A 12931-nucleotide genomic window follows, 5' to 3' on the forward strand; every position below is an offset into this window, starting at 1 on the left:
CACCAGCGGAGGTCTCGTTATCGTAATGGCGTGTCCATCTGCATGCCGGAGTGGTGATGTTGTGCCGGACTGGAAGCCGGTTGCTGTTGCGTCGGAGCAGGCGTGGAATTCGTTACGGATTCGCCGATCGCAAGTTTCATGGCCGCGATTTCCTGAACCTGGTCGACAATGATCTCCTGCGCGATGCGCCGCAGCTGTTCGTTCTTGCCATAGCGCAATTCGCTGACCGCCATCTCGATCGCGCCCTGATGATGAGGGATCATCATTGCTACGAAATCGCGATCGATATCGCCGGTCGGCTTGATCGCCATATCGTTCATCATCTTGATCATTGCCGCCTCGTTCTCTTTCCAGAACGGAGCTTCGTCGACGGTGGCTGCCGGCGGCGCAGGCGGGTGGTGTTCCTGCGCCATCACATGTGACGGAAGGGCAAACGCGACAAGAAGGCGCGCGCCGAGGAACGCAGCGCCGAGACCATGCTTAGGGAGGTGGCTCAAGAGTGCCATTGCGGCGCTGCGAAACGATGACTGATGCATTGTCAGCTCCATGACTGGTGTGTTGTGGGTGTGACGTGCCGGGGGGCGTCCTATTCCGCCGCGCCTGCAAGAAACTCCGGAGGGGCGGCTCGCCGAATCTTGAAAAGCGCAATCGTTGCAAGGACAAAGGATCGTCCAGGGAGGCCGATCACATAGACGTTAGGTTTGCTGGCACGCGTCGTGGAGAATTCCGCTTGCGATTGCTAGCGGCGGGAATCGGATATTATCGGGCCGACACGAAGGACATGTCCCGGAGCTGGCCGATTACGTTGACCGCATCTTGAAGGGTGCCAACCCGCCTATTTGCCCGTCCAAGCGGCGGATTGGGCTCAGCTTTTCCTGCAAAGCCAGATCCGCCTCTCTCTCTCGCAATACGCCGCTGGGTTACGCTTCGCTAACCCGCCCTTACAAACGGGCTCAACAGATTCGCGGACTATCGCCGGCGTCGCAAACGCCTCCGGGCTGGTTCTGGAGCGACAGGTCGGATTTCGCGGTGGCCGGTGCCGGCATGCGGGCATGACTGTAGAGCCACTGGTCCGCCGGGGCGGCACTCGCATGGTGCGTCTGTACGGCGTATCGCTCGGCCGCTGAGGTCTCGTGAGCCGCAGCTGATGTCGTGAGCATGGCGACCGCAATCAATGCCGCCGAAAAGAGTTGAATTGGAGTCATCGAACGTCTCCTTTGGGTTTGGGCTTCAGCAAGCGCGAGGACGTTTACCCTCGCTGCCGCCACCCGTTGCGCTCTCGTCATGACGAATCTCGCGGCGTTTTATTCCGGCTCGGCTGGGTTAGCTTGCCCCAAATCGAAGGTTTGTGATGGACGCCTTTTAGATGCCGCTCGCTGGGCGGATTGCCGAAATGTAATCTGCGTCCTCCCATTCAGTGCACATCTGTATGCCGATGTTCCATCATGCCGTGCAGTCCTGCTGGGACAGACTGAATCAGTGATATCTCCGCGTCGCAACGGCGACCCTTTTCAACAGAATCGGTCCTGAGCTGCCCAACGCAACAGCAGCCGCCATGTCGGCTGTTTGCGGGGGGCCGGACGTTGTACGATGGTTTGCGGTGACCGCCGCTCGTGACCCATTGCGGAACTGACCAGCTAATGCGTCTAAGTTGAATCCATCTTCTCCGTGATCGTATAGGCCCCAGATCCGGCCGGACCTCTGCGCCTTGCTTGCCGCAGGCAGCGCAGACGAAGCGCTGGTCGATCAGGGATAGGCGGAGATCATCCGGCCGGCGTTTTTCAGATGCCGCAGCAAACAAACTGACAGAGGTCTGTCTCTCTCATATAGTTTCGACGTGACGTGTCCAGGAAGCTAACCATACGGAGGAGTGTTATGAAAAAGACGCTTTGCGTATTGTTACTAACGTTCGCCGTCGTCACCCCCGCCTTGGCGGACGACGCCAAAACAATCGCGCAGCGCCTCGACGACAAGTGGATCGAGGCCTTTAACAAGAAGGATGCAGCTGCCCTCACTGCTCTGTACACGGCCGACGCCGTCCTGTTACCGCAAGGCAAAGATCAACCCATCATCGGTGCGAACAATATCCGCAAATTCATGGATGAGATGATAGGCGAAAAACTCGAAAATATGGTTCTGCCGGTCGCCGAGGCGAACATGCTAGACCAAAAGTCGCTTTATCAAGCCGGCACCTGGGCAGCTGACGCTGGAGGCCAGCACGTCACTGGAACGTATTTGAGCGTCATCGTACAGGAGGGCGCAGACTGGAAATATCGCGCCGACACGTGGAACATGATGCCACCTCCTCCCGCGGCATCGGCGACGACCGGTTCAAGCTCCGCAAATAAGTAGAGGCAATCAAGGGCCAAACAACCGTGCCCGCAGGCACGACCGGCCCCTTGTTCGCGGCGGCCGAATAAGCCGCCGCGCGGGGCAAAGGCCCTCCTGATGTTTGCTGCAATGCATGAGTCCGCTTGTGGCCCAAGACCGACATCCAGGTGCGCGCGCTCAACGTCTCCTTCTGGCAGCACAGCAGACGAACGGAACGATCCGTCGCTACGCGCGTCGCATCAGCCTCAGCGAAGCCGCCAGCCGCAGGCTGCGCTTGCCGGCGAGTGCGATGCCTTCGAGCTCGCCGCTGTCGGCCGTGCAGGTCCCGGAGAAGCCGATCCCGACCTCGTAGCCGCCGAACACGGGGTTCTCGCCTTTCGCCGGCGTGTGCTCCTGGTTCAGCATCTCGCCCTTCCAGCGCCCGTCCGCCGACGAGTACGAGCCGAGATAGTAGAAGAACGCATCGCCGCCGAGGATGCGGCCGTCGATCAGCAGCATCACGCCGGAGAGTCCGGCATCGACCCCGTCGAGCGCGCGCAGGCCCATCCCGTAGAGCCCGTTGACGATGCCGCCCGGACCGACCACGCCGCTCGGCGGCAGCGCCTCGTCGTCGAGCCGCGTCAGGTTCGCCCAGAAGTTGCCGCCCGGCATCGTGTCCGCGCTGCCGTGGAGACGGATCTGGTTGCCGATCAGCCGGCCGCGTGCGCCGATCCTGGCGACATCGGCCCCCATCAGCGGCTTGTAATTGGGATCCTCGTTGTGCCGCTCGGTGATGACCTCGGCGACGATCTCGCCGTCGCGCTCGGAATAGGTGCCAAGATGCGCGAAGGCTGAATTGCCGCCCAGCATCTTGCCGTCATGCAGGCACATGATGCTGCGCCCGAACGCATCGTGGACGCCGTATTCAACCTTGTAGAGTCCGTCCAGCAATGCAATCAGCCCATAAAATGCAAAAGGAATCGCGGGCTACCTAGCACCGCCGCCACGTCGTTTCCATCCGGCTTTTCCGCGCAGGGGCCATCCGCGGGGCCCTCTCTGCACGATGCCATCATGCTCCTGTTTTGCCCGACGAGTCAAACCGGCTTCGCAAAATCCGCAAGCTTGCAATTTCAAGCACTTGGCTACTGTGCATGGGGTTGTTTTTCGACTTTTTTGTTTGGCTCCCCCCGGACGGCCCCTCCCCATGCGTCAGTGACGCTTGAAATACTGCACCTCGCGCTCGTGCTTCTCGGCCGCCGCGCGGCTCTTGAAGGTGCCGAGGTTGCGGCGCTTGCCGGTCCTGGGATTCACCTTGCGTGAGTAGAGGCGGTATTCGCCGGATGCCAGTTTACGGATCATGGTCGCACCTTTCGCCTGCATGATCCCAACGGCTTGTCCCGAAGCTCGTTCCTTCCATCCGCCCCTTCGAACCCGCCGGCACAAGCCCGCGACCAAGGGCCATGAACCAGACAGAGCCATCGGCCGAGGAACGGATCGCAGCCTTCATCGCCAGCGCGGCGAAGCAGCCACTGCTCGATGCCGCGTTCGAGCTCTGGCGCTGGCGCTACCGGCTGAACTCGATCGAGGGCCGTCCGACCGACGACGAGGTGCGCATCAATCGCACCCTCACCCCGCAGCAATTGTCCGAGAAATACCGCTACGACCGCGACCATGCCCATGAAGGCCCGATGTTCGGTTATGTGAAGCGCGCCCATCCGCGCGCCGGTGACGACGCGATCAGGCAGGCCATCATCACCGCCGTCAAGTTCGAGAGCGCGACGGAAGCGCATTTCAAATGGGACGGCGATTTCTGGGCCTGCATCGTGCGCGCCGTGGCGCAGGCCGCCGCGGAGTATCCCGACTTTCTCGAGACCACCTATCGCGACGCCCGCAACAATCTTGCCTACTACATGAAGTGAGCGGACGCGCTTTCTAGAAGCACAGCGTGGTGACGAGCTTGCCCTGCTTGTCCTTGATCGCATAGGGGCAGCGCAGCCGCTCCAGCGCCTTCTTGGCGTCCTCGTCGCCGAGCGCGGCAGCGCGCTCGTAATAGGCCTTTGCGGCGTCCTTGTCCTTGGCACCGCCGCGGCCTTCCTGCGCGAAGGCGCCCATCCGCTCCAGCGCGCCGGGATGATTTTGCGCCGCCGCCTTCTCGAACAGCGCCCGCGCCGCGACGTCGTCCTGCGCCCCGCCCGTGCCTTCGGAGAGCATCAGCCCGAGCTGATACTGCGCCTCGGCGTTGGTCTCGGCAGACTTGGCCAGCAGCGCGCGGGCCTGCGCGGGATCGGCCGGCGCGGCACCGCCGGCGCCGCCGATCGCGGCAAGGTTGCTGACGCCGCGGGGATTGCCGGCCTGCGCCGCCTTCTCGAACAGTTTTCGCGCCTGCGCCTCATCCTTCGCAATGCCCGCGCCGGTCCCATAGGCAACGCCGAGCTCGACCATCGCCGCGCTCGATCCCTTGTCCGCAGCCTTGCGCCAGGCGGCGATCGCCTCGCCGGTCTGCCGGTTGGCCGCATAGGCGCGGCCGAGCGCGAACATCGCGCGGCGCGACGAGCTTGCTGCCTGCTTGCAGAACTTGATCGCGGTCGCGACGTCGGAGCTTGCGATCTCCGCCACGCCCTTCACGTCAGCCGGCTTGTCGGGATCGCTGGGATCGGCGGCGACCCGGTCGCACAGGACGAGGTCGGCCGATTGCGCATGCGCCGCGAGCGGCGCGGCCAGCGCGAGAAGAATGGTAAGAAGATAGGTCCGCATGGGCGCCACGTTGCGTCCCCTCCCCGGCAAATTCAAGGCTCGAGTCCCGACTGGCGCAGCACGGGGACGACCTCGGGCGAGGCCAGATAGCGCAGCAGCCGGTCGGCTGCTTCGGCCTGCTTCGCGTTGGCCATGCGGCCGGCGGAGAACACCGCCGGTGTCTGCAAATCATGCGGGACCGGACCGATCACCTCGATGCCGCCAACCTGCTTCAGCTCGCTGATCTGCTGCACGGCAAGATCAGCCTCGCCGCTGACGAGCCGCTCCGCCGTAAAGCCCTGCTCGACGATGGTCGCCCTGGCGTTGATCTCGGCCGCGATCCCCATCCGCACGATCAGCTGGGCGAAGTAGACACCGCTCGCGCCCAGCCGCGAATAAGCAACCGACCGCGCCGCCAGCAGCGTCGCGCGCAGCGCGGCTGCGCTGCCGATATCGGGATGCGGCTGCGCTGCCCGCACGGCCATGCCGACAAAGGAGCGCGCCAGATCGGCCGCGGTGTCCGCGATCACGCGCCCCTCGCCGATCATCTCGTCGAGCCCCTCGCGCGTGAGGATCACGAGATCGGCGGCCTCGCCCTCGCGCAGGCGCTTGAGCAGCGCCAGCGTCGGCGCGAAGTCGGCATCGACATGGATGCCGCTTGTCCCCTCGAAGGCGGAGGACAGGCTGCGCATCGCGCCCATCAGGCCGAGCGTCGAGAGCATGCGAATGGTGTTTGCCATGGGTATTCCCGGATAAGGCTCAGGCGCGGTGCATCAGCTTCAGCGCAGCGGTCAGGCGCAGGCTGCGCTTGCCGGCCAGCGCGGTCGCCTCCAGCACCGCCTGTTCACCATCATAGCTGCCGGAGAAGCCGATGCCGACCTCGTGGCCGCCGAAGATCGGATCGTCCTTGGCCGGCGTGTGCTCCTGGTTGAGGATCTGGCCCTTCCAGCGCCCGTTGGCGGCGGTGTAGCTGCCGAGATAGTAGAACGCGGCGTCACCGCCGAGGATGCGGCCCCGGTTGAGCAGCATCACGCCGGTGAGACCGCCGTCGACGCCGTCGAGCATGCGCAGGTGAACCGAGTAGAGACCATCGGCGATACCGCCCTCGCCCAGGCCGCCGGCGACCGGCACCCCGTCCTCGGTGATCGGCGTCATCACCGACTGGAAGGGCACGCCCGGCAGCTCCTTCAGCTCGCCCTTGAAGCGGTAGAGATCGCCGTCGGCAAAACCTTTCGCGATCAGGGTCGCGTCGTCGGTGCCGGCCATGGCGCGGTAGTTCGGATCGGGGTTGTGGCGGACAGTCTTGATGACGATGTCGATGCCGGCATTGGTCTTCTCGTAACTGCCGATATGGGCGAACGCCGAATTGCCGCCGAGCATCTTGCCATTGCCGGCATGCATCACGCTCCGGCCGACGGCGTCGCCGAGTTGAAACCGCACCTTGTAGAAGCCTTCAAACACCAGCCGTGTCCCCGGCCCTGCGCGCATCCTGCGGACACTCTATCCCGCTTTCGGCGGCGATGGACAGACTTCAAGCCGGCATGGCCGGCAGACCCACAACATCGGCTGTCGTCAGAATGCAAAAATCCGCCGGAGCCTTTTGAGCTCCGGCGGATTGAATGCCAACCCGGGCCAGCCCCCTAGCCCGGGCCGGGAGGATTTTAGGCCGCAGCCTTCTTGTCAGCCGGGACGGACGCAATCGTCTTCAGGATCTGCGAAGCGATCTGGTATGGGTCGCCTTGCGAGTTCGGACGACGGTCTTCCAGATAGCCCTTGTAGCCGTTGTTGACGAAGGAGTGCGGAACGCGGATCGACGCGCCGCGATCGGCAACGCCGTAGCTGAACTTGTTCCACGGCGCGGTCTCGTGCTTGCCGGTCAGACGCTTGTCATTGTCCGGGCCGTAGACGGCGATGTGGTCCATCAGGTTCTTGTCGAACGCGGCCATCAGCGCCTCGAAGTACTCCTTGCCGCCGACCGTACGCATGTACTCGGTGGAGAAGTTGGCGTGCATGCCCGAGCCGTTCCAGTCGGTGTCGCCGAGCGGCTTGCAGTGGAACTCGATGTCGATGCCGTACTTCTCGGTCAGGCGCAGCATCAGGTAGCGGGCCATCCACATTTCGTCGGCGGCCTTCTTGGAGCCCTTGCCGAAGATCTGGAATTCCCACTGGCCCTTCGCGACTTCCGCGTTGATGCCTTCATGGTTGATGCCGGCCGCGAGGCAGAGGTCGAGATGCTCTTCGACGATCTTGCGGGCGACGTCGCCGACGTTCGAGAAGCCGACGCCGGTGTAGTACGGACCCTGCGGGGCCGGATAGCCCGAAGCCGGGAAGCCGAGCGGACGGCCGTCCTTGTAGAAGAAATATTCCTGCTCGAAGCCGAACCAGGCGCCGGCATCGTCGAGGATGGTGGCGCGCTTGTTGGAGGCGTGCGGCGTCTTGCCGTCGGGCATCATGACTTCGCACATCACGAGCACGCCGTTGGTGCGGGCGCCGTCCGGGAACACCGCGACCGGCTTCAGCACGCAATCGGAGCTGTGGCCTTCGGCCTGCTGGGTGGAGGAGCCATCGAAGCCCCAGAGCGGAAGCTGCTCGAGCGTCGGGAACGACGCGAATTCCTTGATCTGGGTTTTGCCGCGCAAATTCGGTGTCGGCGTATATCCGTCGAGCCAGATGTACTCGAGCTTATACTTGGTCATTGAGCCTCTCTGTAGATGATGCGAAAGGTGGGGGCCGGCAAAGGCCCCCGCACGTTTGTACCCGGCCATCATCGGCCGGCCCTTTACAAGCATTTAACGTGCCAAAAGGCCGCAGCGCTCAGGGTTGTCGACCGCGGCCGGGGTCGGCCTGCCGGCAGCAAACCATCCACAGCGACGTGCGGCATAGAAGCGCACCTTCGCGTGAAGCTGCACTGCAAAAATCCCGCGGAAAACGCCTGATTCCGGAGCACCGGCCGCACTGCGGGAGGTTGCCGATGAAACGCGCATCAACGTCCGGCAATTTTCGCAAAGCCCCCGCCCCTGCCTAGCAACCTTTGGAATGGCCCAGGCGTTAGTCACCCACACTGTGCCTTGGGGGATGCAGACCGCCGCGTGCTCACAAATTAGGCGGCAGCTGATTTCCTTTTCAGCACTTTCCAATTCGGGGGGCGCGGCCGATATGGGGATTCCAGTAACCACAATCGAACGAGTCGGGCGCACCATGGAGGCCAAGGCGCTTCGACCTAGGAGCAAACCGCAATGATGAACAATGGTCTGAGTCAGGGATCTGCAAAGATCTACCAATTCCCCGCCGGGGGCCGCGCGGCTCTTGCCGGACGCCGCTATGGCGATACCCGCCTTCCCGCCGATCATGCGTCGCTTCCCGCGAACGTCTCGATCTGCAGCGACAGCTGGTACCACCAGGACGCGGTCGACGAAGCAAAGCCCAAATGGGAACGCTAATGCCAGTGTCTGGTTTGAGACCGCCGCGCTCTTTCAAGCGATCGACGGAAGTTTGAAAAAGGGTCGAAACAACGAGGTTTCGACCCTTTTTAATTTTAATTCTGGCTGGCTCCCGACTGGAGACTTGGCTTTTAGAGACTTGGCTTCTCGACAACCGCACAGGCCGTGACCGGCCGCTTCAGATGCTTGACCGTGGTCGCTCCGGTCTTGGCGATCCTCAGTGTGATCCCTGCCCCCGAGTAGCGCGCGCCCGACAGCGCCAGCCGTTTCTCCAGCGTGGCCGGTTCACCGTCGATCTGGAGGAAGGCCCGCGTGTCGTGGTCATAAAACCCGACGATGAACCGCGTACCATCAGTGCAGCGATAGGTCCGGAACGTCTGCGCCTCCGCCTGTCGTGCACCGACAATTCCGCCCACGAGCATGGCGATCGTCAAAACAATGGCCTTGTGCCGGCCCATGATTACCCCCTGAATGCACCCAAGGGCGCCAGCCGTGCGCCCAGTGGAACCATAACCCAAGCTGAGCCCATGCAAGACTCTTCCCTGAAGGACTCCCCAGCCCGCCACCTCGCCTTGCAAGGCGCCAGCAATTTTCGCGACCTCGGCGGCTACGCCACAACCGACGGCCGCACCACGCGCTGGCGTCACATCTTCCGCTCCAACCATCTCGGCCAGCTCACCGCTGAAGACATCGAGATCGTCCGCGCGCTGGGCGTGCGAAGCGCGTTCGACTTCCGCGGCGTCGAGGAGCGCGCGGCCGGTGTCTGCGTCGTGGACGAGATCACGGTGCATTCGCTGCCGATCGAGCCGACGGTCGTCGCCGCGCTGCGGGCTGAGCTTGCCGCAGGCAAATTGACCGCGCCTGTCGCGCTCGAGCTGATGCGCGAGTCCTATCGCAACTATGTCCGCCACAACACGCACAGCTTCCGCATGCTGTTCGGCCATCTGCTGGAAGACCGCGCGCCGCTCGTGATCCACTGTACCGCCGGCAAGGATCGCACCGGCTTTGCCAGTGCGCTGATCCTGCACGCGCTGGGCGTCGCCGATGAGGTCATTGCCGAGGACTATCTCCTCACCAACCGGCACTACAAGCGCGACCTGTCGAGCGCCTCTGATCTTCCCGCCGACGTGCTCGACGCGATCGGCTCCGTCCAGGCTTCATATCTCGCCGCGGCCTTCGAGGCTGTCAGCAGCGAGTATGGCGACCTCGAAACCTACTTGCGCGACGGGCTCAAGCTTGGCACGGCAGAGCGCACCGCACTGAAGGCGCGCTATCTGGAAGCCTAGGCCGCAGCGCCGGGAGAACGACAATGCAAGGCAAGGTTCTGATCGTCACCGGCGCACTCGGTGCGCTCGGCAAGGTGGTTGCGGAGGTCGCGCGGGCGCGCGGCGCAGGAATCGCCGGCATCGACCATGCGCCTTCGCAAGTCCCGGCAACGCCTGAGCGCATCGAGATCGGCGGCGTCGATTTGTCCGACGCAGCGCAGGCCAAGGCGGCGGTCGAGACGGCAGCGAAACATTTCGGCAGACTTGACGCACTGATCAACATCGCCGGCGGCTTTGCCTTCGAGACCGTCGGCGACGGCGACATCAAGACCTGGCAGCGCATGCATGCGCTCAACGTGCTGACCGCGCTCAACACCTCGCACGCGGCGCTCCCGCACCTCGCCGCCTCCAACGCCGGCCGCATCGTCAATATCGGCGCCATGGGCGCGCTTCAGGCGGGCTCAGGCATGGGGCCGTATGCGGCATCGAAGGCGGGTGTGCATCGCCTCACCGAAGCACTGGCGAACGAGTGGAAAGGCAAGGTCACCGTGAATGCGGTGCTGCCGTCGATCATCGACACCAAAGCCAACCGCGCCGACATGCCGAAGGCGGATTTTTCCAAATGGGTCACGCCACAGGAACTCGCTGAAGTCATTCTGTTCCTCGCAAGCGATGCCGCAAGCGGCGTCACCGGCGCACTGATCCCGGTCGGCGGGCGGGTGTAAGTCTCGGTCTAGCTCTGATCAGCCTGACGAGCGCGGCCCTGATTCAATCGGAGCCGGGAAGGCTCTAAACTGCCCGCAACTGATTCTCCGATCGGACCTCCCGTGGAAACCGCGCTCTACCTGCCCGTCAAACGCTTCCTCGAAGAGCTTGGCTTCACTGTGAAAGGCGAGATCGGCGGCTGCGACCTCGTCGGCCTGAGCGCCGGCGATCCGCCGGTCGTGGTGATCGGAGAGCTCAAGCTTGCCTTCAACCTCGAGCTGATCCTGCAGGCGGTCGATCGGGCATCGGCGGCCGACGAGGTCTGGATCGCGGCAAAGATGTCGATCCGCGGCAAGGGGCGCGAGAGCGACGCGCGCTACCGCAATCTCTGCCGCCGCCTCGGCTTCGGTATGCTCGGGGTCACCGACCGCGGCCAGGTCGAGGTGCTGGTGAAGCCGCCGACGGCAGCGCCGCGCCGCGAGCCGAAGGTGCGCTCGCGCCTGGTTGCCGAGCATCAGCGCCGCCAGGGCGATCCCGTGCTCGGTGGCAGCACGCGGGCGCCGATCATGACCGCCTACCGCCAGCAGGCGCTGGCCTGCGCCTCGCAGCTTGCCGAGGGCCCGCGGCGCGTCGGCGATCTGCGCGAACGCTGCCCCGACGCCGGCAAGATCTTGCTTAACAATGTGTATGGCTGGTTCGAGCGCACCGAGCGGGGAATCTACGGGCTGACGGAGGCCGGACACGCCGCGTTGAAGCGCTGGCCACAACAAAGGGTTGAGCGTGCCGGTGTCGCGTCACCGCCATGACGCCCGACCGGTGCATAGCTGAGATGCCACACCGATTCCATATTGCAATGCAACATCTGCGGCACTAGGTATCCGGCATCAAAACGAGGCCGTTATGAGCGCAGACTGGAATACGAAATATGGCACGCGGCGCGTGCGCCACGATCCGCCCACCCTGGACGAGGCGATCTTCGCCGCCGTCGGCATTACCGACGACCAGGAGCAGCAGGCCGAGATCGCTGCGGCGCTGATGGGCATGCCGCTCGACGTCGTCCAGGCCGAGGTGAAGAAGCAGGCCCGCACCAACAGCCGCATCACCGCCACGCGCGTGATCGCCGGCGAACAGGGTGCGCAGCGCTCGGTGGTGGTCGAACGCCGCGTCGTCCGCCGCTTCGGTAACGACAAGCGCACCGGCACCTGAGCCCTTATTCCACGACCCAGAATACAAAAGCGGACCGGTTTTGCCGGTCCGCTTTTTGATTCGAGACCGCCTCTTAGGTTCAGGCAGCGCGATTGGCGTACATGCTGGAGATGATCTTCCAGCAGGTCGAGTTGAAGCTGAGAATCGCGCGCCCGGCCTTGAAAGGCGCGGCGGCGAGATCGGCCAGTTCGTCCTCGGTCGTCTTGGTGAGATCGATTGTGCCGGTCGATTCGCCGTGACGGAATTGCAGATGCGCGCCGAACTTCCTGGCGAGCGCCCGCATCGCGTGATTCTCCGCGCCCGTGGTGATGCGCAGGCGCTTAAAACCCTTCCAGCGCGCTTCGGCGATCAGGCGGCTGAACAGGATGGTGCCGACGTTCTGGCGCCGTGCGGAAGCTTCCACGCTGAAGGCAACCTCGGGCAACGAATCGCCCTCCGGCGGATGCAGCTCGGCCGCACCGCAGACCACGCCATCGACGATGTAGGCGACGATCACGGTGCCGTCCTCGGCGCAGCGGGCGGCGTAACGCTCGATGAAACTGTCGTCGAGAAAGCCGTTGAAACGGTCGTGCCGGCTCTCGGCATCAAGTCTCAGCAGGTGATCGCGAAGAAGCGGCAATTCTTCCTGCTGGCTCAGGGTCCGCACATAGCCCGGAACGGACGTCGCGCGGACGGTGTCTTCAAGTACCACGTCAAAACTCCTCTTGGTGTCCCTCGAGGAGGCGTTCGAATCCCTAGGCCTCCTATATTGTGCGCCGCAACAAATTTTTCAAGACGGGAACCTGCCCAAGTTTCGGGCATCGGGAGCGACTAATTCGTTAATAAAATCAAGGCCCCGTAGTCTTACAGGACCAGCTGCGTCTGGGTCACGATGGCGACCAGTTTGCCGTCCTCGGTCTCCAGCCGGGTGGTCCAGACCTGGGTCCGGCGGCCTCGGTGCACCGGGATGGCGGTGGCGATGACTGTGGCCCCCTCTTTGGCGCCGCCGATGAAGTTGGTCTTGCTCTCCAGCGTGGTCGTGCCCTTGGCATCCTCCGGCAGGTTGATCACGGTCGCCGCCGCGCCGACGGAGTCGGCAAGCGCCATCACCGCGCCGCCATGGACGGTGTGGTGCAGCGTGCAGAGATCGGGGCGGACGACCATGCGCGCGACCACGCGGTCCTTCTCAGCCTCGACGAACTCGACGCCCTTGAGCTCGGCGAACGGCATCTTCATCGCTTTAAGTTTCTCGAGCGGCGTCATCAAAAGTCCTCCCAATTCCTTGTTGCCTCA

The 12931-nt window shown here is 63.7% G+C and carries 17 protein-coding genes; 7 read left to right on the forward strand and 10 right to left on the reverse strand.

What is annotated here, in order from left to right:
* Window positions 1-17: 17 nt before the first annotated feature.
* The gene (locus tag RAD16_RS06410) at window positions 18-536 is read right to left on the reverse strand and encodes a DUF305 domain-containing protein (protein WP_458157037.1); all 519 of its coding nucleotides are present in this window, start codon (window positions 534-536) and stop codon (window positions 18-20) included.
* 1339 nt (window positions 537-1875) lie between these two features.
* Between RAD16_RS06410 and RAD16_RS06415 the strand changes: the two genes are divergently transcribed.
* A complete protein-coding gene (locus tag RAD16_RS06415) occupies window positions 1876-2352 on the forward strand; it encodes a DUF4440 domain-containing protein (protein ID WP_458157038.1) in 477 nt (158 codons plus the stop codon).
* 204 nt (window positions 2353-2556) lie between these two features.
* Here the strand turns inward: RAD16_RS06415 and RAD16_RS06420 are convergent, their stop codons facing one another.
* Window positions 2557-3261, reverse strand: coding sequence for a GrlR family regulatory protein (locus RAD16_RS06420; RefSeq protein ID WP_458157039.1), 705 nt, complete (start codon window positions 3259-3261; stop codon window positions 2557-2559).
* A 258-nt stretch (window positions 3262-3519) separates the two neighbouring features.
* Window positions 3520-3669: a hypothetical protein gene (locus tag RAD16_RS06425; protein WP_128925370.1), complete on the reverse strand. Its 150-nt coding sequence runs from the start codon at window positions 3667-3669 to the stop codon at window positions 3520-3522.
* Between the two features lie 101 nt (window positions 3670-3770).
* On the opposite strand from RAD16_RS06425, the gene RAD16_RS06430 reads away from it, so the two are divergent.
* Window positions 3771-4229, forward strand: a complete 459-nt coding sequence (locus RAD16_RS06430; RefSeq protein ID WP_458157040.1) for a hypothetical protein — start codon at window positions 3771-3773, stop codon at window positions 4227-4229.
* A 13-nt stretch (window positions 4230-4242) separates the two neighbouring features.
* Here RAD16_RS06430 and RAD16_RS06435 read toward each other — a convergent pair whose 3' ends face one another.
* The 4 genes from RAD16_RS06435 to RAD16_RS06450 form a co-directional block, all read right to left on the reverse strand.
* The gene (locus RAD16_RS06435) at window positions 4243-5064 is read right to left on the reverse strand and encodes a tetratricopeptide repeat protein (protein WP_458157041.1); all 822 of its coding nucleotides are present in this window, start codon (window positions 5062-5064) and stop codon (window positions 4243-4245) included.
* A 32-nt stretch (window positions 5065-5096) separates the two neighbouring features.
* Window positions 5097-5783 carry a substrate-binding domain-containing protein gene (locus tag RAD16_RS06440; RefSeq protein WP_458157042.1) on the reverse strand — a complete coding sequence of 229 codons (687 nt, stop codon included), beginning with the start codon at window positions 5781-5783 and terminating at the stop codon, window positions 5097-5099.
* Window positions 5784-5802: 19 nt separating this feature from the next.
* On the reverse strand, window positions 5803-6504 hold the full coding sequence (locus RAD16_RS06445) for a GrlR family regulatory protein (protein ID WP_458157043.1): 702 nt from the start codon (window positions 6502-6504) through the stop codon (window positions 5803-5805).
* A gap of 200 nt (window positions 6505-6704) precedes the next feature.
* Window positions 6705-7739 carry a glutamine synthetase beta-grasp domain-containing protein gene (locus RAD16_RS06450; RefSeq protein WP_008129886.1) on the reverse strand — a complete coding sequence of 345 codons (1035 nt, stop codon included), beginning with the start codon at window positions 7737-7739 and terminating at the stop codon, window positions 6705-6707.
* 540 nt (window positions 7740-8279) lie between these two features.
* Here RAD16_RS06450 and RAD16_RS06455 point away from each other — a divergent pair.
* Entirely contained in the window at window positions 8280-8483 is a 204-nt protein-coding gene (locus RAD16_RS06455; RefSeq protein ID WP_458157044.1) for a DUF2735 domain-containing protein, read from the forward strand.
* A 131-nt stretch (window positions 8484-8614) separates the two neighbouring features.
* Here RAD16_RS06455 and RAD16_RS06460 read toward each other — a convergent pair whose 3' ends face one another.
* Window positions 8615-8941, reverse strand: coding sequence for an MliC family protein (locus RAD16_RS06460; RefSeq protein ID WP_458157045.1), 327 nt, complete (start codon window positions 8939-8941; stop codon window positions 8615-8617).
* Between the two features lie 84 nt (window positions 8942-9025).
* On the opposite strand from RAD16_RS06460, the gene RAD16_RS06465 reads away from it, so the two are divergent.
* From RAD16_RS06465 to RAD16_RS06480, 4 genes are all read left to right on the forward strand, one after another.
* Window positions 9026-9769 (forward strand): tyrosine-protein phosphatase, encoded by a 744-nt coding sequence (locus tag RAD16_RS06465; protein ID WP_458157402.1) that lies wholly within the window; start codon window positions 9026-9028, stop codon window positions 9767-9769.
* 23 nt (window positions 9770-9792) lie between these two features.
* On the forward strand, window positions 9793-10473 hold the full coding sequence (locus RAD16_RS06470; RefSeq protein WP_458157046.1) for an SDR family oxidoreductase: 681 nt from the start codon (window positions 9793-9795) through the stop codon (window positions 10471-10473).
* A gap of 102 nt (window positions 10474-10575) precedes the next feature.
* On the forward strand, window positions 10576-11259 hold the full coding sequence (locus tag RAD16_RS06475) for a DUF2161 domain-containing phosphodiesterase (protein ID WP_458157047.1): 684 nt from the start codon (window positions 10576-10578) through the stop codon (window positions 11257-11259).
* Between the two features lie 94 nt (window positions 11260-11353).
* Complete coding sequence (locus RAD16_RS06480; RefSeq protein ID WP_015686575.1) at window positions 11354-11659, forward strand: hypothetical protein; 306 nt, start codon at window positions 11354-11356, stop codon at window positions 11657-11659.
* A gap of 79 nt (window positions 11660-11738) precedes the next feature.
* Here the strand turns inward: RAD16_RS06480 and RAD16_RS06485 are convergent, their stop codons facing one another.
* Together RAD16_RS06485 and RAD16_RS06490 are read right to left on the reverse strand one after the other, a co-directional pair.
* A complete protein-coding gene (locus tag RAD16_RS06485) occupies window positions 11739-12350 on the reverse strand; it encodes an N-acetyltransferase family protein (RefSeq protein WP_458157048.1) in 612 nt (203 codons plus the stop codon).
* A 152-nt stretch (window positions 12351-12502) separates the two neighbouring features.
* Window positions 12503-12901 carry a PaaI family thioesterase gene (locus tag RAD16_RS06490; protein WP_458157049.1) on the reverse strand — a complete coding sequence of 133 codons (399 nt, stop codon included), beginning with the start codon at window positions 12899-12901 and terminating at the stop codon, window positions 12503-12505.
* Between the last annotated feature and the right edge of the window lie 30 nt (window positions 12902-12931).

This window comes from Bradyrhizobium sp. 18BD (assembly GCF_054185225.1).